21 protein-coding genes are annotated in these 24105 nt (G+C 58.3%); 15 read left to right on the top strand and 6 right to left on the bottom strand.

What is annotated here, in order from left to right:
• The 8 genes from DHN55_RS11030 to DHN55_RS10995 all read left to right on the top strand — a co-directional run bounded on the left by DHN55_RS11030 (position 1) and on the right by DHN55_RS10995 (position 8920).
• On the top strand, positions 1–1155 hold the full coding sequence (locus DHN55_RS11030; RefSeq protein WP_337660166.1) for an FtsW/RodA/SpoVE family cell cycle protein: 1155 nt from the start codon (positions 1–3) through the stop codon (positions 1153–1155).
• Positions 1156–1160: 5 nt separating this feature from the next.
• Positions 1161–2333, top strand: coding sequence for an undecaprenyldiphospho-muramoylpentapeptide beta-N-acetylglucosaminyltransferase (murG, locus tag DHN55_RS11025; protein WP_108881323.1), 1173 nt, complete (start codon positions 1161–1163; stop codon positions 2331–2333).
• Positions 2330–3748, top strand: coding sequence for a UDP-N-acetylmuramate--L-alanine ligase (murC, locus tag DHN55_RS11020; RefSeq protein WP_108881322.1), 1419 nt, complete (start codon positions 2330–2332; stop codon positions 3746–3748). Before murG ends, murC begins: the two co-directional genes overlap by 4 nt.
• Positions 3748–4665, top strand: coding sequence for a UDP-N-acetylmuramate dehydrogenase (gene murB, locus DHN55_RS11015; protein WP_108881321.1), 918 nt, complete (start codon positions 3748–3750; stop codon positions 4663–4665). Before murC ends, murB begins: the two co-directional genes overlap by 1 nt.
• 66 nt (positions 4666–4731) lie before the next feature.
• Positions 4732–5670, top strand: coding sequence for a D-alanine--D-alanine ligase (locus DHN55_RS11010; protein ID WP_108881320.1), 939 nt, complete (start codon positions 4732–4734; stop codon positions 5668–5670).
• Positions 5667–6554: a cell division protein FtsQ/DivIB gene (locus DHN55_RS11005; protein ID WP_108881319.1), complete on the top strand. Its 888-nt coding sequence runs from the start codon at positions 5667–5669 to the stop codon at positions 6552–6554. Before DHN55_RS11010 ends, DHN55_RS11005 begins: the two co-directional genes overlap by 4 nt.
• Before the next feature lie 60 nt (positions 6555–6614).
• Positions 6615–7937: a cell division protein FtsA gene (gene ftsA / locus DHN55_RS11000; RefSeq protein ID WP_108881318.1), complete on the top strand. Its 1323-nt coding sequence runs from the start codon at positions 6615–6617 to the stop codon at positions 7935–7937.
• Positions 7938–8089: 152 nt separating this feature from the next.
• Complete coding sequence (locus DHN55_RS10995; RefSeq protein WP_108881317.1) at positions 8090–8920, top strand: YhjD/YihY/BrkB family envelope integrity protein; 831 nt, start codon at positions 8090–8092, stop codon at positions 8918–8920.
• 16 nt (positions 8921–8936) lie between these two features.
• Here DHN55_RS10995 and DHN55_RS10990 read toward each other — a convergent pair whose 3' ends face one another.
• Positions 8937–9674 carry a helix-turn-helix transcriptional regulator gene (locus tag DHN55_RS10990; protein ID WP_337660165.1) on the bottom strand — a complete coding sequence of 246 codons (738 nt, stop codon included), beginning with the start codon at positions 9672–9674 and terminating at the stop codon, positions 8937–8939.
• 149 nt (positions 9675–9823) lie between these two features.
• Here DHN55_RS10990 and DHN55_RS10985 point away from each other — a divergent pair, with 149 nt between their 5' ends.
• On the top strand, positions 9824–10663 hold the full coding sequence (locus tag DHN55_RS10985) for a hypothetical protein (RefSeq protein ID WP_108881315.1): 840 nt from the start codon (positions 9824–9826) through the stop codon (positions 10661–10663).
• Between the two features lie 113 nt (positions 10664–10776).
• On the opposite strand, the gene DHN55_RS10980 is transcribed toward DHN55_RS10985, so the two are convergent.
• From DHN55_RS10980 to DHN55_RS10970, 3 genes are read right to left on the bottom strand one after another with little or no spacing between them, the layout of a single operon-like run.
• Positions 10777–11664, bottom strand: a complete 888-nt coding sequence (locus DHN55_RS10980; protein ID WP_108881314.1) for a crotonase/enoyl-CoA hydratase family protein — start codon at positions 11662–11664, stop codon at positions 10777–10779.
• Positions 11665–11704: 40 nt separating this feature from the next.
• Positions 11705–12067, bottom strand: coding sequence for a cupin domain-containing protein (locus DHN55_RS10975; protein WP_108881313.1), 363 nt, complete (start codon positions 12065–12067; stop codon positions 11705–11707).
• Positions 12068–12121: 54 nt separating this feature from the next.
• Positions 12122–13522, bottom strand: coding sequence for an FAD-dependent oxidoreductase (locus DHN55_RS10970; protein ID WP_108881828.1), 1401 nt, complete (start codon positions 13520–13522; stop codon positions 12122–12124).
• Positions 13523–13791: 269 nt separating this feature from the next.
• Between DHN55_RS10970 and ftsZ the strand changes: the two genes are divergently transcribed.
• Positions 13792–15324, top strand: coding sequence for a cell division protein FtsZ (gene ftsZ / locus DHN55_RS10965; protein ID WP_108881312.1), 1533 nt, complete (start codon positions 13792–13794; stop codon positions 15322–15324).
• Positions 15325–15528: 204 nt separating this feature from the next.
• The gene (locus tag DHN55_RS10960; protein ID WP_337660164.1) at positions 15529–16437 is read left to right on the top strand and encodes an outer membrane protein assembly factor BamD; all 909 of its coding nucleotides are present in this window, start codon (positions 15529–15531) and stop codon (positions 16435–16437) included.
• A gap of 26 nt (positions 16438–16463) precedes the next feature.
• On the opposite strand, the gene DHN55_RS10955 is transcribed toward DHN55_RS10960, so the two are convergent.
• Both DHN55_RS10955 and DHN55_RS10950 read right to left on the bottom strand, forming a co-directional pair.
• Positions 16464–17129 (bottom strand): aquaporin, encoded by a 666-nt coding sequence (locus DHN55_RS10955; RefSeq protein ID WP_108881311.1) that lies wholly within the window; start codon positions 17127–17129, stop codon positions 16464–16466.
• Positions 17130–17141: 12 nt separating this feature from the next.
• Positions 17142–17636: an arsenate reductase/protein-tyrosine-phosphatase family protein gene (locus DHN55_RS10950; protein ID WP_108881310.1), complete on the bottom strand. Its 495-nt coding sequence runs from the start codon at positions 17634–17636 to the stop codon at positions 17142–17144.
• A 205-nt stretch (positions 17637–17841) separates the two neighbouring features.
• Between DHN55_RS10950 and DHN55_RS10945 the strand changes: the two genes are divergently transcribed.
• The 4 genes from DHN55_RS10945 (at position 17842) to ligA (ending at position 23996) form a co-directional block, all read left to right on the top strand.
• Complete coding sequence (locus DHN55_RS10945; protein WP_108881309.1) at positions 17842–19347, top strand: glutamate synthase-related protein; 1506 nt, start codon at positions 17842–17844, stop codon at positions 19345–19347.
• Between the two features lie 26 nt (positions 19348–19373).
• The gene (locus DHN55_RS10940; RefSeq protein ID WP_108881308.1) at positions 19374–20141 is read left to right on the top strand and encodes a glucose 1-dehydrogenase; all 768 of its coding nucleotides are present in this window, start codon (positions 19374–19376) and stop codon (positions 20139–20141) included.
• 63 nt (positions 20142–20204) lie between these two features.
• Positions 20205–21884: a DNA repair protein RecN gene (gene recN, locus DHN55_RS10935; protein ID WP_108881307.1), complete on the top strand. Its 1680-nt coding sequence runs from the start codon at positions 20205–20207 to the stop codon at positions 21882–21884.
• Between the two features lie 3 nt (positions 21885–21887).
• A complete protein-coding gene (gene ligA / locus DHN55_RS10930) occupies positions 21888–23996 on the top strand; it encodes an NAD-dependent DNA ligase LigA (protein ID WP_108881306.1) in 2109 nt (702 codons plus the stop codon).
• Positions 23997–24105 lie beyond the last annotated feature (109 nt).

Genomic DNA, 24105 nt, shown 5'->3' with positions numbered 1-24105 from the left:
ATGCTGATCTCCCGTTCTGATCGCGGACTGATTGCCGACTGGTGGTTTTCTGTCGACAAGGTGTTGCTGGGTTGTGTGCTGGTTCTCATGGCATCCGGTGTGTTGTTCTCCATGGCCGCCAGCCCACCTGTCGCGGCACGCCTCGGGTTGGACAATTTCCATTTCTTCACCCGCCAACTGGTGTTTCTGGTTCCGGCAGCTGTTGTACTGGTGCTGACATCGCTGCTTTCACCTTCGCAGGCGCGTCGGGTTTGCATGCTGACCTTTATTGCGGGCCTGGCAGCCATGTTGCTGGCGATTTTTATCGGACCGGAAATCAAGGGTGCGCATCGCTGGCTCGATCTGGGCCCGATCAATGTGCAGCCGTCGGAGTTTGCCAAGCCGGCATTTGTGGTTGCCGCGGCCTGGTTTCTGGCTGAGGGCATCAGGCGCCCGGACATGCCGGGCCTGTGGATTTCCTTCGCCATGTTTGCAGCCCTGGCGGGACTGTTGGTAAAGCAACCTGATTTTGGCCAACTGGTCCTCATGGCGGCGGTGTTCGCCACCTTGTTGCTGGTTCACGGCATTTCGTGGATCTGGATATTCGGCCTTGCCGGACTGGCCGGCGGCGGCGCGGTTGTCGCCTTTCTGACATTTCCGCATGTCGCGTCGCGGGTGAACCGGTTTCTCGATCCGGAAAAGCACGACACCTTTCAGGTCGATGCCGCCACCCAGGCCTTCAACAATGGCGGCCTGATGGGAACCGGGCCAGGTGGCGGAACGGCGAAGCATATCCTGCCGGATGCCCACACTGACTTCATTCCCGCCGTCATTGGCGAGGAGTTCGGCTTTATCGCCAGCGCCATCCTGATCTGCATCATCGGTTTTATCGTGTTGAGGGTGCTGCTGCGGGCCATGCGTGTTACCGACCCGTTTGCCGTCCTGTCCCTGACCGGACTGGTCAGCCTGTACGGCTTTCAGTCGTTCATAAATCTCGGTGTGAACCTGACGCTGCTGCCAGCCAAGGGCATGACACTGCCGTTTATCTCGTATGGCGGATCATCGCTGATTGCGATGGCGTTCTCCATGGGGTTATTGTTGGCGTTCTCGCGTGTGCGGGTACGCAGTAATGCGTTTCATTCCCAAGTTGGCGGCATGGCTCTGAAGGCAGCTTGAGTAGTATGGACAAGTCTGAGAAAGCGGAAGCCAAGGCTGAGGCTGAGGTCGAGGCCAGCAGGACGATTGTTCTGGCGTCTGGCGGTACGGGCGGCCATCTGTTCCCGGCACAAGCGCTTGCATCAGCGCTGGAGGCCCGCGACTGGAAGGTCCACCTGTTCACCGACAAGCGCGGCCTGGAGTGGCAGGACCGGTTTCGCGACGGGACCGTGCAGGAAATCGCCTCATCAACCCTGACATTCGGCAAACCATGGTTGCTGCCGGGGCAGGCCTCGCAGCTGGTCTCGGGCTTTCGCGAGTGCCTTGAACAGTTCAAACTGCTGACACCGCAAGTGGTGGTCGGGTTCGGTGGTTACCCGTCACTGCCTGTCATGATGGCCGCACGCTATGCCGGAATTTCGTCCATGGTGCATGAGCAAAACGCGGTTGCCGGACGCGCCAACCGGATTGCGGCGGGGCTTGGCAATGCCAAGGTTATCGCCTCCTCGTTCGAGCCGCTGTACGGATTTTCAACCGGTCAGATGGAACGTGTCAGGCTTACCGGAAATCCGGTTCGCAAGCAGGTGATTGATGCGGCACGGTCCTACGAGGTGCCTCGCGCCGATGCGCCGTTCAACCTGCTGGTGTTCGGTGGCAGCCAGGGGGCCCAGTTTTTTTCCGACTTCATGCCCAAAATGGTTGCCGAACTGCCGAAAGCCGTTCTCAAAACACTGCGGGTCGCGCAGCAGTGCCGTCCCGAAGACATTGAACGGGTTCGCCAGGCCTATGAGGCAGCAGGCGTGACCGCCCTGTGCAAAAGCTTTTTCGATGACATGCCGGAGCTGATCGCCAGGTCTCATCTGGTGATGTGCCGGGCCGGTGCATCCAGCGTGGCCGAGCTCGGAGTGATCGGCAGGCCTGCCATCTACGTGCCGTTGCCGCATTCCCTCGACAATGATCAGCTGCGCAATGCACAAAGCATGGAGAAGGCCGGTGGTGGCTGGGTCATGCTGCAGAATGAAATGATGCCGCAGGAAACAGCCGCTGTGTTTACACGCTTGCGTTTCGACGAGGCTGACCTTACCAGAACGGCATTGGCCGCGTCTGCGCATGGTCGGCCAAATGCTGCCGAGTTGCTGGCAGACCAGGTTGAAGAGCTGGCGCGCGAAACACAGTCAGAGGATACTGCACCGGAATGAAATTGACGCAGGATATCGGGCCTATCCACTTCGTGGGCATTGGCGGCATTGGCATGAGCGGTATTGCCGAGGTGATGGCAACGCTTGGGTATACGGTGCAAGGGTCCGACATGACCGACAACTACAATGTCGCCCGGTTGCGCAAGGCAGGTGTGATCGTTCACATAGGCCACCAGCCGGAGAACCTGGGTGACGCCCAGGTTGTGGTCACCTCTACCGCAGTCAAGCAGGACAACCCTGAAGTGCTGGAAGCACGCGCCCGGTTTCTGCCCCTGGTGCGGCGGGCGGAAATGCTGGCGGAACTGATGCGGTTCAAGTCCTGTGTTGCTGTTGGCGGCACACACGGCAAGACCACGACCACATCACTGGTATCCGCACTTCTGGATGCCGGCGGCATTGATCCGACCGTCATCAATGGCGGCATCATCAACGCCTACGGGACCAATGCCAGGCTCGGCAAGGGCGACTGGATGGTTGTGGAAGCAGACGAGTCCGACGGTACCTTCGTCAAGCTGCCGGCTGACGTCACCATCGTAACCAACATGGATCCCGAGCACCTGGATCACTACGGCACATTCGACAAGGCAAAAGAAGCGTACCGCACATTTGTGGAGAACATTCCTTTCTACGGGTTTGCAGTGATGTGCATGGACCACCCGGAAGTGCAGTCGCTGATTGCGCAAGTGATTGATCGCCGCGTGTTCACCTATGGCAAGAGCGCCCAGGCAGACTACCGCCTGACGGATGTGAGTTTTTCAGGCGGCAAGAGCCATTTCTCGGTGGTCATCAATGATCGCCGCACTGGTGAAAGCCGCACGCTGGACAACATCACACTCGCCATGCCGGGTGAACACAATCTGCTCAATTCAACCGCGGCGATCGCGGTTGCCGCCAATCTGGGCGTCAGTGACAAGGCAATCCGCAAGGGCCTGGCGGGATTTGCCGGCGTCAAGCGCCGCTTTACCCAGACCGGTTCCAGCAACGGCATCGACGTCTATGATGACTATGGTCATCACCCGGTTGAGATTACGGCTGTGCTGAAGGCGGCTCGCGGGGTCACGGACAAGCGGGTGGTCGCGGTTATGCAACCTCATCGCTACACCCGGCTGGAAAGCCTGTTTGACGAGTTCAGTTCATGTTTCAACGATGCTGACCAGGTGGTGCTGGCCCCGGTTTATGAGGCGGGAGAAGCACCGATCGAAGGTTTCGATCATATGACGCTTGCAGAGGGTTTGCGGGCGCACGGGCACAGGAATGTATCGACAATTTCTCACAACAGCGAACTGGCCCCGCTGATCCACGAAACAGCGGAAAGTGGTGACCTGGTCATCTGTCTTGGTGCCGGCAATATTACCCAGTGGGCCTATTCCTTGCCCGATGAGCTTGACGCGCTGGCAAAGCGGAGCGGCAAGTAATGACGACGCCGGGTGCGCAACTGGCGCGCAGACTGCCAGCGGTTCGCGGCCGTATTGAACTGGACAAGCCATTGGCAGAGTTTACCTGGTTCCGCGTCGGCGGGCCTGCGGACGTCCTGTATTCTCCGGCGGATGAAGAAGACCTCGCGAGCTTTCTTGCCGCGCTGGATGAACACATTCCGGTGCAGGTGATCGGGGTCGGATCCAATCTGCTGGTGCGCGATGGCGGCATTCCCGGTGTGGTCATCAGGCTGGGTCGCGGATTTGGCCAGATGGCGCTTGAAGACGGGTTTCTTGTGCGCTCCGGTACCTCTGTTCCCGACATCCGGCTGGCCCAGTTCGCCCTGCAACAAGGTATTACTTTGTTAACCTTTCTGAGAGGTATACCGGGCACAATCGGCGGCGCGTTGAGGATGAACGCGGGTGCTCACGGCGGCGAAACCCGAGACATCCTGGTGGAAGCGCGTGGGATTGATCGCAAGGGGAAGCTTCATATCATGTCAAACGAGGACATGGGCTATGGCTATCGCAGCTCGACAGCACCGGCAGACATGATCTTCACGTCTGCGCTGTTTCAGGGTGCGCAAGGCGACCGCGACGAGATCAAGGCCCATATGGATGAGATTACCGCTGCACGCGAGGCAAGCCAGCCGATCCGATCACGCACCGGGGGCTCAACGTTCAAGAATCCCGAGGGTGGCAAATCATGGCAACTCATCGATGCAGCCGGCATGCGCGGCTTTGCAATCGGTCCTGCCAGAGTATCCGAGATGCATTGCAACTTTCTGATCAATGAAGGCGGTGCCACCGCGGCGCAGATCGAACAGCTTGGTGAAACTGTTAAGGCGCGCGTAAAGGAGAATTCCGGCATCGATCTGCACTGGGAGATTAAACGCGTTGGTGTCGAGGTACGCTGACACATTGGAAATGACCAGGTTTCCTGACCTGCTCTTGTCAATGGATGTTCTGGAAAAGGTTGAGTAATGCAACAACGCGATCCTGAGTTTACGCATGTCGCCATGCTGATGGGTGGCTGGTCGAACGAGCGTGAGGTGTCGCTTAGTTCGGGCAAGGCGTGCACCAAGGGTCTCGAAGGTGCGGGGTTCAAGGTTACCCAGATTGACGTCCAGCCAAATATTATCGATCAGTTGCGCGATTTGGAACCTGACGTCGCGTTCAATGCGCTGCATGGCAAATGGGGCGAGGATGGCTATATCCAGGCAATTCTCGAAACCCTGAAAATTCCATATACCCATTCCGGCATGCTTGCCTCGGCGCTGGCCATGGACAAGCACCTTTGCAAATCTGCTGTTGCCCGGGTCAGGGTGCCCGTCGTCGAACATCAGGTTGTGCCGCTCGGTGATGCCATCGATCACGATGTCCTGCCGCAGCCCTATGTCGTAAAACCCGTTGCGGACGGGTCCAGCGTCGGCGTGCATATCATAGACAAGGGCAATAACTCGCTGGTCTCCATGATCAACAGCGAAGGCTTCGATGCTGAGAGCAAAGTCATGGTGGAACGCTATGTGCCCGGCCGGGAACTGACCTGTGCGGTAATGGGAAACGTGGCCCTGGGGGTCACTGAAGTTGTGTCAACCGAGGGGTTTTACGACTATGCCGCCAAGTACCAGCCGGGCGGGTCCGAGCACATCCTGCCTGCCGATGTTCCGCGTATGGTTTATCATCGGGTCCAGAAATATGCGCTTGCAGCCCACATGGAGCTTGGCTGCAAGGGCGTGACCCGGTCGGACTTTCGCTACAATGACACCGAGGGAACTGACGGTGAACTGATCTTCATGGAAATAAACACTCAGCCCGGGATGACGGCGACCTCCCTCGTGCCGGAAATGGCAGCTCATGCCGGGCATGACTTTCCTGAGCTGCTGACCTGGATGATCAACGATGCGGGGCTGGACCGATGAAAACCATGTCAATCATTCGCCGTTACCGCAAATTGCGCAGGGCTCCCGTGTGGGGCGAGCTGGCAAGTCTGCTGCAGGCCGGTGAGCGGATAACCAATCGCCGCACATGCCGCGTTCTGGTGCGCTCAAGCGCCGTGGGCATGCTGACGCTGGTCACCGGATATGGCTTGCTGGCCGGAGATCACCTGACGGATCCGTCCAGCGGCACCCGTGGCCTGCCGGCGCAGGTGTCGTCGTATTTCGGCTATGCGGCTGAACAAATCCGGATTACCGGCCTGAAACGAATGGGTGGAGCAAGTGTGCTCAAAGCAATCGGTATCAAACCAGGCGGTTCGCTGGTGGGGTTCGATGCCAACAATGCACGCTCGATCCTGCTCAATCTTGACTGGGTGCAGGAAGCCAGCGTACGGGTGCTGCCGCCCAACCGGCTGGAAATTGAAATCGGCGAGCGCGAGCCGTTTGCGGTCTGGCAGCGTGACGGCAACTATTACGTAATCGACCGTGAGGGCGCCGCAATCGCCAGTTTTGAGGCGCGCAAGTTTCCGCACCTGATGCTGGTCTCGGGTGAGGGCGCGCAGGAAAGCGTTTCGCAACTTGTTAACCAACTTGAAGCATGGCCTGGGCTACACTCAAGGATCAAGGCTGCGGCGCGGGTGGGGAAACGCCGGTGGTCGTTGTATTTCGCTGGCGGGCGGCAGGTTTTATTGCCTGAAAGGGACGTGGCACTGGCCCTCGCCAATTTGACGGATCTGGATGCGCGATTTGGTGTTCTGGCATCGGGTATTGAGCAGGTGGATCTTCGGATCGCGGGTTCTGCAGTGATGGTTCCGTTCGATGGAGCCAACGCGGAGGCGGATCGCACAGTTGCTTTGCGTAACCGTTGAGCAGGGCGTGCCGGCAGCGGTTTCGAGTGTGTGGGTTGTTTGAGTAGGTTTTTGAATTCCATGAAAGTTGTGCCTTTTCCATCTTCATCCGCAAATGGCGGATCGACCCTGGCATCTGTTCCTTCCACCATCGCGGCACTGGATATCGGTTCCACCAAGATTTGCTGTCTGATTGGATCCATCGAAAGCCGCAGGCGCCGCGCCGTTGATGAAACGGTGCCGCAGATCAAGGTGATCGGGGCCGGGCACTGCCGTTCGGAGGGTGTGAACGGCGGGGCTGTTGCAGATCTCGATGATGCTGAACGGGCACTGCGTACGGCAATTGACCAGGCTGAGCGCATGGCCGGCCGCAGCATATCCGATGTTTATGTGAACATGTCAGGTGGCCGCACTGTCAGCGTGCATGTCACTGGTCAGGCTGTGCTCGGCCGGCAGGCTGTCGACGAGGCGGCCAAGCGCCGTGCTGCGGTCAATGCCATGTCGAAGGTTGAGACAGGTGGCCGAGCGGTTCTGCATGCATCGGTGATACAGTACCGCCTGGATGATGCACGCGGTGTGCGTGAACCGGCAGGCATGCACGGCAGCACGCTGACGGCAGAGATGAACGTCGTCCTGGCAGACCCGCACGCCATCACGAACCTTGGCATCCTGCTGGAGCGCTGTCATCTGGATGCGGTCGGATTTGTTGCTGCGCCCTACGCAGCGGCGCGCTCTGTCCTGCTGGCTGATGAAATGGAGCTTGGCGTTGCCGTGATCGAGCTTGGCGGCGGCACGACGTCATATGCAGTGTTCAACGAGGGCATGCTGGCGCATGCGGACATGATTCCAGTGGGATCGCACCACGTGACCACCGACATAGCCCGTGGTCTCAACACGACCATTGCGCATGCCGAGCGGGTCAAGACACTGTGGGGTTCAACCGTTCCGGCCCAGCTTGACGAGCGTGAGCTGATTACCTGCCCGATCCTCGGCGAGAGCGGCAGTGATGCGGTCCAGAGCATTCCGCGATCAATGATCTGCGGTGTGGTCCGCCCGCGCATGGAAGAGATATTTGAAATCATCCGGGACAGGCTCGACGCAGTGCCGGCGGCACGGCATTTTGTGCGCCGTGTCGTGCTGACGGGTGGCGGCGGCCAGTTGAACGGTGTCGAGCAACTTGCGGGAGAAATTCTCGGCAGGCGGGTCCGCGTGGCAAAACCATCGCGTTTTGACGGTTTGCCGGACGCCCTGTCCACGCCCGGTTTCTGTGTTGCTACGGGCCTGTTGCGCTACGGCCTGATGCCGGATGAGCAGGCGGCAAACCTCGGAGCGCTGATCGCAGGTGCTGGTCATGACAGCAGTTATTTCAGGCGTGTCGGCCAGTGGCTGAAGGAAAGTTTCTGATCTTGCCGGCACGCGGGTCTGGATTGCGGGCTGTTCAGACCCCATGTAGATGCAATCCGAATTCACGCATGATGTCCCGCGGCATTTGTTGAATTATTCGCGTATGGGACGTTTCAGGGATGTTAGCGATTTTCAGATAAGGACTTAACGGCATGGTCCAGATTGCAAAAACGCTTTGGCGAGCGACCACAAAGTTCGTGGATGACGGTGGCTCCGCGATTGCCAGCAATGTCGCTCTTTCCCTGCTGTTGTCGCTGTTTCCGTTTTTGATGCTGGTGACATCGCTGGTGCGTATCTGGGGCAATCCGGCGCTGGTCGATGAGGTTTTTAACCTCGTGCTCGAACACTGGCCCGCCGATAGCGAAAAGGCGATTACTGACCAGGTGAAGGTCATGGTCGCCCAAACCCCGAACGAGTTTTTTTCCGTCAGCACCCTGGTTGCGCTGGTTCTGGCCACCAATGGTATCGAAAATGCCCGCGATGGCCTCAACCGTGCTTATCGGGTGACGGAAACGCGCCCGTTCTGGTGGCGGCGCCTGCAAGGCGCGGTCTTTGTCATTATTGGCGCTTTCGGGCTTATTCTGGCGGCCATCACTCTTATTGGAACGCCGCTGGTATGGTCGTACCTGGTCAACAAGCTTGCCTGGCTGGAACCGTTTTCCTTTACAGTCGCTGTGACCAAGTATGCTCTTGCAATTGCTGTTCTGACCCTCACACTATTTGCATTTCATCGCTTCCTCCCTGATGGAAAACGCACCATCAGAACCACTTTTCCAGGCATTGCACTGACCATTTCCGGCATCATTGTCGGGTCGCAGCTGTTTGCGCTCTACCTGCAGACAATTGCCAATTACACAGCCCTTTATGCGGGGCTGGCGGGCACCATGATAGCCATCGTTTATCTTTATGGCCTGTCTGCCCTTATTCTGTTCGGCGCGGAGTTCAACACGGCTCTGACAGAACGCGAACGCGCGCCCGACTGATGCACCTGATACAGGGCTACAGTTCGATCTGGCCGCTCAGAATTGCCCGGGCAACGGCCTGCTCGCGGGTCTTTGCGCCCAGTTTGGCGCGCGCATTCTTGATGTAGAGATTGACTGCCGACTCGCTGATTGCAAGCTGGTCGGCTATCATCGAAACCCGGCAACCGGCACACAGCCAGAGCAGGACCTCGCGCTCGCGGCCACTGAGCAGCTTTTCATTTGCCTCGCGCCCAAGCCCCAGTGAAACCATCCGTTCATATGCCAGCAATCCGGCCAGATGAGCCTCTTGGCCGTGGCCTGCAACGAGTTTGTGGAAGGTTTCTTCCGGTTCACGGCTGGAAAACATCCAGCCCCCGAAGACCTGGTTTTCGCTGGTACGAACCGGAATGCCAATGCCGCCGGTATTGCCGGCCTGAGCCACGCGATCCAGGAACTCCTGATGTTTCGGCGAGCTTTCCGGGAAACTCGACAAATCCCTGGTCAGAACTTTTCCCGCGCCTGGCTTGTGACAACTGAACAGCAGGAACGGGTCAATATCGATCAGTTCACCTTTGGTGTAGGCTTCGCTGAATTCATTTCCGAGATCGGTTCTCAGATATCTGGATTCCAGCCTGGATTGCGTGCGCTCGGCCATGGTGAGAGAGCAGGAACTGAAGCCGAGATTGTGGCCGAATTCCGCGGTGCACTGCCAGACCTCATCGGCGTCAGGCAGGTTTATCATCTGGTCCGCAAAATCCTCGAATGCCGTGGGCATGCCGTCTTCCTGACTTTCTGAGCCGCGCCCCGCACGCATGATGACGTTGCGACAGTCAAATTTCAATATATGGATTTTGCCATATTGCAGGGGCAGGTGCTGAGCGGCTTCATTCTCATCCGGGGTGTTATATGGAGAGTTGAGTGCTCATGACACATCTTCTACGCATTGCGCTGGCCTGTTCCTTGTCCACAGTTCCTGTTGTGCTGGCAGCGGGAACGGCCGTCTTGTCATCTTTGCCGGCGCTCGCCGACAATCACAATGTTACCTGTGCCGAATATGCAGCCGCTTCGGTGTTTCGCGCGCGCGAAAACGCAAAGCTGGGGTGCGGGTTCAAGGGTGGAAGATGGGCTGATGACCATGCAGGCCACCTGAAGTGGTGCCAGACATCCGCCACCAAGCAGCTCATCCATCGCGAGCTTGATATCCGCCTGAAACAGATACAGGCCTGCAAGGCAAAGATTGCCCAGAAAAACGAAGGGCCGTGCAGGCTGTATGCGATCCAGGCCATCGCACAGAACGGCCTGAACAAGAGTTACAAATGCGGGTTCAGAGGAGGCAACTGGTCAGACAACAAGCAGGGCCACCAGAATTGGTGTGTGAAGGTCGGCTACAAGACGGCCAAAGCCAGAGCCTCTGACTGGAGGGACCGCAAGCTGGACGAGTGCAAGGCCAAGCCCATTGTGTATAAACCGGCGTGGGGCGGCAGTTATCGTGGTGAAAGACTTCCGGTGGATGTTTGCAGCCGTAATTCCAAAGACAGTTCAAACAGCCCGCAAATGTGCGGCAAGACGAACGCACAGCTGTTTTGCACGCTGAAGGGCGATGGCGACCTGGTGAGGTACAACACGGCCTGGAAGGACAAGCGCGCCGGCACGTTCAGTGTCAAGGCGGACTTGCCGGTGTCATGGTATCTCGACACCAAGAGGCCCTGCTTCGGCAAATGCTCCTACTTCACCAGAGTTGTGTGCAAGCGGATCGGCACCTAGAGCAACATCGGATCATTTGAACCCATAAAGTTGCTCCAGCGCTTTGAAAGCGATCGGTTTTATGATTTTTGATTGATTTAATCAAAAATAATACTGATCTAGCGCCGTTTCGGTCAGCGTTTCGGGTTGATCGGCCGGTTGTGGGTCCAGTCATAGGTGCCAAGGTCGCGTTCACGCACCGCTTGTTTCCAGCCCACGTCTTCGGCGCGATGCTTGAAGTTCATGCCTTCCGGCGAGTGCCGGGTGATGCCGTCGAACACAGTCGCCATCATCTGGGTGTTGGCAAGACCCATGGCATCAATGGCCTGGTTGATGACCAGCTTCTGCATCATCAACTGGTTGGTGGGAACGGTTGAGATGCGCGCGGCGAGGTCTTCCACATAAGCATCTAGCTCTGCCGGCGGCACCGCCTTGTGCACCAGGCCAATGCGCTCTGCCTCATGCCCGTCGATCCTGTCGCCGGTCAGCAGCATGCGCTTGGCGCCTTCCGCGCCCAGGCGGTACACCCACATGGCGGTGGTCGGGCATCCCCAGACGCGGGTCGGCATGTAACCGATTTCAGCATCGTCAGCCATGACCACAAGATCGCAGCAAAGCGCAATGTCAGAGCCGCCCGCCACGGCATATCCGTGCACCTTGCAGATCACCGGTTTGTAACTGCGCCACAAGGACATGAACAGATCGGTGTTTCGTTTCATGAAGGCATAATCCTTCATCGGGTCCCACGGCATCTCCTGGGTGACGGAGTTCTCGCCTGCGGTTTCCGCATAGGCCTTCAGGTCATAGCCGGCACAAAATGCGCGGCCTGCACCGCTCAGGATGATGACATGCACATCGTCATCGGCGTTGGCGCGGGCTACGCAATCGGCGAGCTGTTGTGGGACATCATCATCAATGGCATTGAGCACCTCCGGGCGGTTCAGGGTGATCCTGCCAATGCGCCCGTCGCTGTGATATTCCACCTTCGCCATGCAAACTGCCTCCTGAGGATTTTTCCTCATGAGGCTCGCAAGTTAGCGCTGTCTGATCAAGTGCGGAATTCTATTTTACGTGGCGAACCAGGAAGTGTTTTTTGGTGGTTTCCACGACATCCCAGTGACCTTCAAAACCGTTTGGAATGATGAAGCTGTCACCGGCACGGAAGTCTTTCGCTGTTCCGTCCTTGGCGACCAGGCGGCAGTGGCCGGACAGGATGAAACAGATTTCGTCACGATCCGCGAATACATGCCACTTGCCCGGCGTGCTGGTCCAGGTGCCTGACATGACTGCGCCATCGGGGCTTTCAAAGCGGATCCGGGTGGTGTGGTGGGGATCACCCTCAATCACGCGGTCCGGCAGATCTGCGAGACGGCGGTTGGTTTCCTCGACATCGTCCGAGAAGTCGATAACTGGCGTGCTGGTCATTATGGAGTGTCCTGTTGGTGATTGGACCCAAGGGTCCGGATTGGGGTCGCGATCCTAGAATTTTTCGTCCTGCAGCCAGTACCAGCCGTACATCATGCGCTGGCCCATGCGGCGGAACGGGGTGAGGATGCCGTGACCCGGCAATTGTGACGTAAAGATCGGCAGGTCAAGCTTCTGCGCCTTGCCGGCAATCATCTGTGCCATACGTTTGCCTGCCTGGGCGGAGTACATGACACCATTGCCGCCATAACCCATGGCATAGAAAATACGCCGATCGGGATCCGGCTGGAAGATGCGTGGCATCATGTCGTGGCTGACATCCACCCAGCCCCACCATGAATAATCCAGATTGATGCCGGTCAGGGCAGGGAACTTGCGGTAAAGGCTTTCCTGTAAACGCTCAAGATGTTTGGGGTTTTCCGCATCTGCGCCGGTGATGGCGCTGCGGCTTCCGATCTGAACACAGCCGTCCGGCAGAAAGCGGTAATAGTGACGCAAAGTGCGGGTGTCGGTCAGTGGAGACCCTGTCTTGAAACCGCACGCGGCAATCTCGTTCGGGTCTAGCGGGCGTGTCACCATCGAGTTCGACAGTACCGGCATCAGGCGGTGCTTGGTGCGTTTGTGCAGGCCCGGCGGTGTGTAGCCGGCTGTTGCAAGCGCGACTGTCCTGGCACGCACCGTGCCACCGGGGGTGGTCAGGTGATTGACACCGTTCACTGTCTTCCAGCCCATGACCGGGCTTGCGGGATGAATTTTCACTCCGAGTTTGCGGGCCAGTTTCATGTAACCGAACGCCAGTTTCGCCGCATGAATGGAAATCCCGTCAGGCTCCATCAATGCACCGGCTGCTTCCTCGTCCTTCACGACGGTTTCGTGCAGTTCTTCGCGTGACATGACGCGGGACTTGTAACCGAACACCTCATTGAGCAGCTTGGACTCAGCTTCCAGTTTGGGCATCACGCCCGGTTTGTGGGCAATGTAGAAATGACCGCCGTCCTGTGGATCGCAATCGACCTCCGGTTCTGCGATCAGGCTGCGAAACAGTTCAAATGCCTCGACAATTTCGTCATGCATCTTCCTGGCAACATCAACACCCCAGCGTTGTATCCACTGTGAGCGCTTGAGCCTGCCGGACGAAATCTGTGCCTGGCCGCCATTGCGGGTGCTGCAGCCCCACGCAACGGTGTTGGCATCCAGTACGACAGCCTTGATGCCATGCTCGCGGGCCAGATGGATGGCGCATGACAGGCCGGTATAGCCGGATCCGATTACGACAACTTCAGCATCCATATCGCCGGAGACAGGACCGTCATCAGGCGGCGGCGTGCCGGCCGTGCCGATCCAGTAGGTAGGCGCGTAATCGCGATTATGACCGGGGCCTGCGTCGACCAGCGGGTCATAGTGGGGATCATAGCTGCTCTTGGGCCAGTGTTTTGGGCGAAGGCTATCAGGCATGACAGAAACCACCAAAAAAGTGACGTGGGATCATCCTCACGTGCATTTTCGGCGTATATGCTCAATTTGACTGGCACCATACCCTCAGATTCGACAATCTTGTGGTACCACATTGGTGCCAGAGCGGGTTTGCCGCCTGTTAACTTTTGTAAACGCGCTGCGTCGATTTATTGCAATTTTCTGCACTGCAGTAAGGTCGCGTTAACCATTTGTTAGTGATTTGGAAACCAAAATGGCAGCCCCAGGGGATATCAATCGGATGCAAAACCATGCCTATCAAACTGACTGTACCTGACTCTACGGAGTTAAAACCGCGTATTACTGTTTTTGGCGTAGGTGGTGCAGGGGGCAATGCCGTCAACAACATGATCGAGTCCAACCTCGAAGGGGTTGAGTTCGTTGTTGCAAACACCGATGCGCAGGCCATCCTGCAAAGCTCCGCAGACCGGCGCATCCAGATGGGCACTGACCTGACGCAGGGGCTCGGTGCCGGGTCACAGCCACAGATTGGCGCAGGCGCAGCCGAGGAAGCTCTGCCGGAAATCCTGGATCACCTGGCCGGTGCGCACATGGTGTTCATTACCGCCGGTATGGGCGGCGGTACGGGCACAGGCGCAGCACCGGTAATTGCGCGCGCGGCAAAGGAGCAGGGCATCCTGACCGTTGGTGTCGTCACCAAGCCGTTTCACTTCGAAGGCCAGCGCCGCATGCTGACGGCGGACCGCGGCATCGAACAGCTTACCCAGCATGTCGATACGCTGATTGTCATCCCGAACCAGAACCTGTTCCGTGTCGCCAACGAGAAGACGACTTTTGCAGCCGCCTTCGCGATGGCTGACGAAGTGCTGTATTCCGGCGTTGCGTCCATCACTGAGTTGATGACCCGCGACGGGCTGATCAATCTCGACTTCGCCGATGTTCGCGCCATCATGTCCGAGATGGGCAAGGCGATGATGGGTACCGGCGAGGCTTCCGGGGAAAAACGTGCCATTGAAGCTGCCGAAGCCGCGATCTCCAATCCGCTGCTTGATGATGTATCGATGCGCGGCGCGCGCGGCCTGCTGATTTCCATCTCGGGCGGACCCGATCTGACCCTGTATGAAGTCGATGAGGCTGCAACCCGTATTCGCGAGGAAGTTGATCCCGAAGCCAATATCATCCTCGGTGCAACCTTTGATGAAAAACTTGAAGGCACCATGCGCGTGTCGGTCGTCGCAACAGGTCTGGCAGAAGAGTTCCTGCAGGGCAGTGACGATTCCGAAGTGGAAGATGACGAAGAAGAGGCCGGCTATGGCTATGCCACACCGCAGCCTGCCGCAAAGGCTGTCGCTCCGGCACCTGTGGCTCCTACACCTCAGATTGAAGAGGTGGTTGAGGAAAACATGGAAGTTGCAGCGGAGCTTCAGGAAGCTGCTGCACCGGCTTCAGAACCCGCACCGCGCCCGGCAATGGCCGAATCAGCATCCAAACCGCGCCCGCAAATGCCGGCACGCGAGGAATTTCCACCGATTGCGCGTGAGCAAATGGCAGCCGGGCCTGAAAAACTGCAACAGGTTGCCAAGGCGGCGCAGACCAAGCGCAAGGGCCTGCTGGAACGTCTTGCCAGCGTAGGATTGGGTGTGCGGCGCGACGAAGAGCCCGCGCCAGCGCCAAAAACTGCCAAGGAAGAGCCGCAGATGCAACGGCCTCAGTCCGCGGCGCAGCCCCAGGGAAATGTGCATCCGCTGCAACCTGCCATCGATCCATCGCTGGATGATGATCAATTGGAAATTCCGGCGTTTCTGCGCAGGCAATCCAACTGATTGTAACGCTTCAGAGCCATGTTCTGACATTATCGTGTGCTGGCCCGGCTTAATCCGGACCAGCCATATTTCCGCCCGGTTGCTGCACCATTCCAGATGTACAACAGACGAGCAAAGCTGGCTGTGTAATGCTTTTTGCGTTAGTCTTGAGGGAACATGGCCCGATGAACATTGATTCAGGCCGGAATTCAGCGGAGTAGAGCGTTGCCGTCAAAGTCAAAATTTACGACACTGGCGCTGTTTTGTGCGGCGGGTATAGTCTTGTCTGGCTGTGCGGGCGGCAATCTGAACGACTACCTGCCCGGTGGCGGTGATGACAATTCCGGCTCTTCGCAAGGGTTCAGCCTGTTTGGCAGCAGCGACGCTGTGGCGCCCGACCTTGGCAACGATCCGGACGGTGCGCCTATTGCGAAGATCTACAATGCGGGCGTCAAGGATGTCCGTAACGAAGAGTTTCGCTCGGCGGTGAAGAAATTCAGTGAGGTGGAACGCCAGCACCCATATTCCAAGTGGGCCACCAAGTCCATCCTGATGCAGGCCTATGCACAGTATCGGCGCAGCGCCCATCCGGAATCCATTGCGGCAGCCAAACGCTTTATCCAGCTGCATCCCGGACACCAGGACGCGGCCTACGCACAGTACCTGATCGCGCTCAATCACTATGAGCAGATCAACGATGTCCGACGCGATCCGACTGCAGCCCGCAAGTCTCTGGCAGAGCTTGAGGAGGTGGCACGGCGTTATCCCAACACATCCTATGCGCAAGATGCAGCCGGCAAGGCGTCACTGGCGCGTGATCTTCTGGCCGGTAAGGAGATGGAAGTCGGTCGGCATTATCAGCGCAAGAAGTCATTTCTTGCAGCCATTAACCGGTACAAGACCGTGGTCAAGAAATATCAGACCTCGACCCACACACCTGAAGCCCTGTACCGGCTTACAGAAAACTACTTGCAGTTGGGCATCCGTTCCGAAGCACAGACCGCTGCTGCGGTACTGGGGCATAACTACCCGAATTCAAAGTGGTACAAAGATGCGTTTGCATTGTTGCAGGATGGTGGTTTGACCCCGGTTGCCGATTCCGGTTCGTGGTTGTCCGGCATATTCGGATCATAAGACCCCCCCGCGACATTCGTCTCTGTTCAGTTGTTCGATTTCAACAACCATCCCATCACGGCAACCGCGGCTGTCGCGCCGATCAGCTCGGCGCTGATGAAACCCGGCAGATCAACAGGGCGGATACCGGAGAAGGTGTCTGTAAGCGCACGTGAAATCGCGACGGCAGGGTTGGCAAAAGATGTCGATGCGGTGAACCAGTAGGCAGCGGTAATGTACAATCCTACAAGCCACGCCACGGCATCGGTTCTGAATTTGATTCCGCCCAGGATGACGGCCATCAGGCCAAAGGTTGCGACAAACTCCGCAAACCATTGTGCCCCGCCGGTCCGCACGGTCTGTGACAATTGAACCACGTCCAGTTCGAACATCACATGGGCTGCCCAGGTGCCGATGATGCCACCTGCTATCTGTGACAGCACATAGGGTACGATTTCGCTCCACGGCAAGTCCCGCCGCAGCGCAAACCCGAATGAAACAGCAGGATTGAAGTGCGCACCGGAGACTGGCCCGAGAACCGTGATCAGCACGACCAGGATTGCCCCTGTGGGGATGGTGTTTCCCAGCAGGGATAGCGCCACATCGCCAGTCAGTTTGTCGGCCATGATGCCGGAACCCACAACGGTGCAAACCAGCGCGCACGTGCCGAGCGCTTCCGCCGCCAGCCTGCGCGGCAGATCAAAAGTGCTCATTTCGCATTGCCCCTATTGCTTGCCAATATCGTCCAGCCGCCGTGTAAGGCTCAACCGGTCTATACTCTGAATCGGCAAGTTCACGAAAGCCGTAATACGATTGTTCATGAGGCGATAGGATTCGGCAAAGGCTGCGGCAATTTCGGCGTCCGACCCTTCAACTGCAGCCGGATCCGGCACGCCCCAATGGGCATTCATCGGCTGGCCCGGCCATACCGGGCATACTTCGCTTGCTGCGTTATCACAGACGGTAAACACGAAATCCAGCGTCGGTGCGCCAGGCTTTGCGAACTCGTCCCAGCTCTTTGATCTGAACTGCCCGATGTCATATTTGAGGGATTCGAGCAGTTTGAGTGCCTGCGGATGCGGCTCCCCCTTGGGTTGTGAACCGGCAGAGTACGAGTTGAACTGCTGCTTGCCGAGACGGTTCAATATAGCCTCAGCCAATATTGAGCGCGCAGAATTTCCGGTGCAAAGGAACAACACATTGTATGCCTTTTCGACCATTGCAGAGCCTCCTCATTCGGAACGCCTCTGCGATACGTCGGTCACATGACAATCGGGTGACAAAACCGAAATCGAGAAAAGCCCGAGAAAACACAAAATCACTGCTGCTGGCGAGTTGACCGCAGGCTTTACATCAGGTTCTCCTAGGTGCCGGTATGACTTTGATGTCAAAACTGGCAGGACTGCCAAACAATAAGGGTCGGTAATGGGATTTGTCGGAAGTCTTGTCGCTCAGGCACTGTCGCTGCTGGCGACCCTGTTCGTGTTCGCAGTCGGTGCATTCGTTCTGGCTGTCGTCGTCATGTTCATCATCGATATCAGTCAGCGCCAGGACGCCATTCGGCGAAATTATCCGGTTATCGGGCGCTTCAGGCACCTGTTCTCCACACTCGGTGAGTTTTTCCGGCAGTACTTTTTTGCCCAGGACCGTGAGGAGATGCCGTTCAACCGGGCGCAGCGGGAGTGGGCGTACAAGTCTGCTGCCGGCGTGGACAATACTGTGGCATTTGGTTCAACAGAAAACACCGCCATTGTCGGGACGCCCATTTTTGCAAACGAAATATATGGCTTGCTCGACGATGAAGTGTCCGAGCCGCCGGTTCTGACCATCGGAGAAGGTGCCCGCCACCCTTATCAGGCCAGATCCCTGATCAACATTTCCGGCATGAGCTATGGCGCACTATCAGCGCCTGCCGTGCAAGCCTTGTCGAAAGGCGCCGCAATGGCGGGCTGCTGGCTCAACACGGGAGAGGGCGGATTGTCCGACCATCACCTGTCGGGCGGCTGCGACATTATCTTTCAGATCGGCACAGCAAAATATGGCGTGCGCGACGAACACGGCAATTTCTCGGAACACAAGCTGAAGGAAATAGCCGATCTGCCGCAAGTGAAAATGGTGGAAATCAAGCTTAGCCAGGGGGCGAAGCCAGGCAAGGGCGGGCTCCTGCCGGCCGACAAGGTAACCGAGGAAATAGCGCGGATCAGGGGGATTCCGGCCGGCAAGGCCTCAGTTTCGCCAAACCGGCATTCGGAAATCGCCAACCATGGAGAGTTGCTTGATTTTGTCGCCCGCGTGCGCGATCTGTCCGGCCTGCCGACCGGGTTCAAGACCGCGATGGGTGACGTGGATTGGCTTGAGGAGCTGTGCAGGCTCATCAAGAAGAGGGGCCCAGACTGCGCGCCTGATTTCATCACAATTGATTCAGGCGACGGTGGTACCGGCGCTGCCCCCATGCCACTTATCGACAATACCGCACTGACCGTTCGCGAGGCACTTCCGATGGTGGTGGATGTGCTGGAGAAGCACAAACTCAAGGGCCGCATCCGGGTCATTTGCGCGGGCAAGCTGATCACGCCGGCCGAGGTCGCCTGGGCCTATTGCGCCGGTGCGGATTTCGTCAACTCGGCGCGAGGTTTCCTGTTTGCACTCGGGTGCATCCAGTCACTCAAGTGCAACAAGAACACCTGTCCGACCGGCATTACCACTCACCAGCCTCACCTGCAGCGCGGGCTTGACCCGGCCGACAAGTCGGTGCGGGTCAAGAACTATACCGGCAAGATACACTATGGGGTCGGGCTGATCGCGCATGCCTGCGGGGCACCGCATGCCAGGGCTCTTGAGCGCCGGCATGTGCGTCTTATCCAGCCAGACGGCAAATCCCGCCCTCTAAGCGAAATTTATCCGCCGGCGGGAAAAACCAAAGCGGGCTGAAACTGAGTAACAACGGAGTTGCCTGAATGCGGGGTATTGAAGGAAAAACAGTGATCGTGACCGGTGGCGGCAGCGGTATCGGCCGCGCCATATGTCAACGGTTTTCGGAAGAGGGGGCAAAGGTCGCCATTTTCGACATTGACGGCGATGGTGCTGCGGAAACAGCCGGACTGATCTCGGATGCGAATGGTCGTGCGAGCACATACGTCACCGACATTTCAGATTATGATGCAGTGGAAGCAGCTGTTGCGGCGACCGAAAGGGAGCTCGGCTCAGTCGACATACTGGTCAATAATGCGGGTTGGGATGAAGCCAGGCCCTTCCTTGCCACTGATACCGCCTTGTGGCGCAAGATCATCGATATCAATCTGTACGGGCCGCTCAACCTGCACCACACGGTGGTATCGCGGATGGTGCAGCGCGAAACCGGCAAGGTGATCAATATCGCGTCTGATGCGGGCCGTGTCGGCTCATCCGGCGAAGCGGTTTATTCGGCCTGCAAGGGCGGCATTATCGCGTTCTCGAAAACCCTGGCGCGTGAACTGGCCCGCAAGAACATTCAGATCAATACGGTTTGTCCCGGCCCGACCGATACACCGTTGTTTGCCAGCTTCGCCGGCGATGCGGAGCAGGGCAGGAAGCTGATCGACGGCCTGACCCGAGCCATCCCCATGCGCCGTCTCGGCCAGCCGGCGGACTATCCCGGCATTGTGGTGTTTCTGGCCAGTGAAGATGCCGATTACATCACCGGACAGACAATCAGTGTTTCAGGTGGCCTGACCATGCATGGATAACTCTCGGGACTCCCTAATCCTCTCGCCCGATTCTACAAAAATGCGCTATAAACGGCGTCAGTCATGCTCACACATCTTGCCATACGCGACATTGTCCTGATCGAGAAGCTGGACCTCTCCCTTGAGGAGGGTCTTGGCGTGCTGACCGGCGAGACCGGCGCCGGCAAGTCCATCCTGCTGGATTCGCTGGGCCTGGCGCTCGGCGCGCGTGGTGATGCATCGCTGGTGCGCACAGGCTGTGACAAGGGCAGTGTGACCGCCAGCTTCCATCCCCCCGCAGATCACTCCGCTTACCGGCTGTTGGCCGATGCGGAAATCGAGACAGGCGAGGAGGGTATCGTCATCCGCCGCATTCAGGGAGCCGATGGCAAGTCCCGGGTGCTCATCAATGACCAGCCGTCCAGCGTCAACCTGCTTCGGCAACTGGGCGGACTGCTGGCGGAAATCCATGGCCAGCATGATGATCGCGCGCTTATGGACGTCTCGTTCCATCGCACGGCCCTGGATGCCTATGGCGAGCTTGAACCGAAGCTGCGCAAGGTGGAGGTTGTCTGGGCGGCGCTGAGCAGCGCAAGAGAGGCATATGATGCGCATCAGGCGCGGCTCGACCGGGCGGAGACCGAGAGGGCGTTTCTGGAACATGCGCTGAAGGAAATGCATGAACTTGATCCGCAACCGGGTGAAGAAGCCACCCTGGCGGACAAGCGCCAGATGATGATGAACGCTGAAGAATTCTCTTCCGTCGTCAACGAGGCGCAGAAGGCTGTCTCCGACGGCGACACAATTGCCGCCCTGAACACGGCGCTGCGCAAGCTGGAACGACGCCGCGAGCAGGCGAAAGGCGGGCTGGACCCGGTATGTGCCGCCCTGGAGCGCGCGGTGATCGAGATGAACGAGGCACAAAACCAGCTGGATGCCGCGGCCCGGGAATTCGTGCTCAACCCTGCAGAACTGGAAAAGGCCGAGGAGAGACTTTTTGCACTGCGCGCGCTGGCGCGAAAGCACAAGGTGCAGGTGGATGATCTTGCCGGCCTGATGGAGCGTTTTGAAACCGACCTGCAGTCCATTGATGACGGTGGTGTCATGCTGGCCAAACTCAAAGCGGCCCGCGATGAGGCACAGACCACATATGACGAGCTGGCCCGCAAGCTGTCGGACGCGCGCGTGAAGGCGGCTGTGAAACTGGATCAGGAGATCTTGTCGGAGCTGGCGCCGCTGCGGCTGGAAAAGGCGCGCTTTGAGACCCGGGTTGAGACCGACGAAGCCCGCGCCGGGCCGCACGGCATAGACCGGGTTGAGTTTCTGATTGCCGCCAATCCCGGAACCCCGTTGGCCCCCATCGTCAAGGCGGCGTCAGGTGGCGAGTTGTCCCGGTTCCTGCTGGCCCTGAAAGTGGTGCTGGCGGCACGGGCGTCAGCGCCAACGCTCGTCTTTGACGAGATTGATACCGGGGTTGGCGGTGCCGTCGCCGATGCCATCGGACAGCGGCTTGCGCGCATGTCGAAGGGGTTGCAGGTCCTGGCGGTGACACACAGCCCGCAGGTTGCGTCGCGTGCCGACGCGCATTTGCTGATTTCCAAGATGGAAGAAGCAGGAGATGCAGCCGGACGGCGCATGATCACCCGCGTTACGCAACTCAGTGGCGAGGGCCGGCGTGAGGAAATAGCCCGCATGTTGTCCGGCGCCGAGGTGACATCGGAAGCCCGCGCCCAAGCTGACCGACTGCTGTCGGCTACAGGTTAACCCATGACTAAAGACACTCCTGTTGCGGCATTGACGCCGCTGGAAGCTGCTGACGAACTTGAGCGCCTGGCGGTCGAACTGGCACGCCATGACGCGGCTTACTACCGTGAGGATGAACCGGAAATCTCCGATGCGGACTATGACGCCCTGCGTCGCCGCAATGATGAGATTGAAGCTGCGTTTCCTGACCTGGTCCTGGCGGATTCGCCGTCCCGGCGGGTGGGTGCAGCGCCATCGGAAAAATTCGGAAAGGTCCGTCATGCAGTCTCGATGCTGTCGCTGGGCAACGCGTTTGCCGATGAGGATGTGCATGAGTTCGTCGCCCGCGTTCGCCGCTTCCTGAAACTTGCCGATGGCGAGGTGGTCGAGGTCACCGCCGAACCAAAGATCGATGGTCTGTCGATATCGCTGCGTTACGAAGCCGGCAGACTTGTGCAGGCAGCCACTCGCGGTGACGGACAGGAAGGTGAAAATGTCACCCGAAACGTCGAAACGATCGGAGATATCCCCCACAAGGTGACAGGTTCCGACTTTCCGGATGTGTTTGAGGTGCGTGGCGAAATTTATATGTCTCACAAAGACTTCGCTCAACTTAATGAGTCACAGTTAGAGGCAAATGCCAAGGTTTTCGCCAATCCGCGCAACGCTGCCGCCGGCTCCCTGCGCCAGCTTGATGCAGCCATTACAGCGTCGCGTCCATTGCGGTTTTTCGCCTATGCCTGGGGGCAGGTTGACAGGTTGCCCGCCGAGACCCAGCGCGGAGTTCTGGATGCGTTCGATCGCTGGAGATTTCCGGTCAATCCGCTGACGAAACTCTGTACTTCTGTCGATGAATTGCTGGCGCACTACCGGTCCATCGAAGAGCAACGGGCCTCGCTGGGGTATGACATTGACGGCGTGGTCTACAAGGTAAACCGGCTCGACTGGCAGGAGCGACTGGGTTTCGTGTCGCGCTCGCCGCGCTGGGCCGTGGCACACAAGTTCGCTGCCGAGAAGGCCACCACGGTTCTGGAGGGTATCGACATTCAGGTGGGCCGCACCGGAGCGCTGACACCTGTGGCGAGATTGAAGCCGGTCACGGTTGGCGGGGTGGTGGTGTCGAATGCAACCTTGCACAATGAAGACGAGATCATTCGCAAGGACATTCGTATCGGTGATACGGTGACCATCCAGCGGGCAGGGGATGTCATACCGCAGGTGCTCGGCCATTTGCCCGACAAACGCCCGGCAGTTGCTGTGGAGTACGAGTTTCCGACCACGTGTCCTGCCTGCGGTTCGCATGCGGTGCGCGAGATCAACGAGAAAACCGGCAAGATGGATGTGGTGCGCCGTTGTACCGGAGGCCTGATATGTCCGGCCCAGCGCGTCGAAAGGCTCAAGCATTTCGTGTCGCGCAATGCGTTTGATATTGAAGGCATGGGCGACAAGGTCATCCAGGAATTTTACGATGACGGTCTGATACAGTCGCCGCAGGATATCTTCACGCTCAAGGTTCGGGATGAACGCTCGTTGAAGAAGCTGAAGGACCGGGAGGGCTGGGGCGGAACGTCAGCGAGCAATCTGTTTGCCGCCATTGATGAGCGCCGCAGGATCGGTCTCGACCGCTTCATATTCTCGCTTGGTGTTCGCCATGTGGGCGAAACCACTGGTCGCACGCTGGCCCGGTCATACGGAACAGCGGATCAGTTTCTGGTGGCAATGGCAGCGGCCCAGGACCATGCATCGGAAGCCTATGCCGACCTGGTCAACATTGACGGCATCGGCGATGTGGTAGCGCGCGCCGTGGCAGATTTTTTTGCCGAACCGCACAATCTGTCCGTGGTTCAGGAACTGGTTGATGATCATCTCGACATTCAGCCGCTGGAAGCCGTCGACACCGGGTCGCCCGTGTCCGGCATGACGGTCGTTTTCACCGGGGCGCTGGAGCGCATGACACGCGATGAAGCCAAAGCCATGGCGGAACGGCTAGGCGCGAAAGTGGCCGGTTCGGTGTCCAAGAAAACCAACCTTGTTGTGGCCGGTCCGGGCGCCGGATCAAAGCTGAAGAAGGCAGCCGAACTGGGGGTCGAGGTCATCTCTGAAGATGACTGGTTTGTCCGGGTGGAGAGCTAGACGAGCACAGCTTTCGCCGGTCATCCGAGCAGCACGGAAACATTGCCGTGTGTTGTCTCCAAGTTTGAATGATGAAAGCGAAACGGGCCCGTAAAACGGGTGGCCTTAT

This window comes from Anderseniella sp. Alg231-50 (assembly GCF_900149695.1).
Taxonomy (GTDB): Bacteria; Pseudomonadota; Alphaproteobacteria; order Rhizobiales; family Aestuariivirgaceae; genus Anderseniella.
This window is presented reverse-complemented; position numbering and strand designations above follow the sequence as displayed.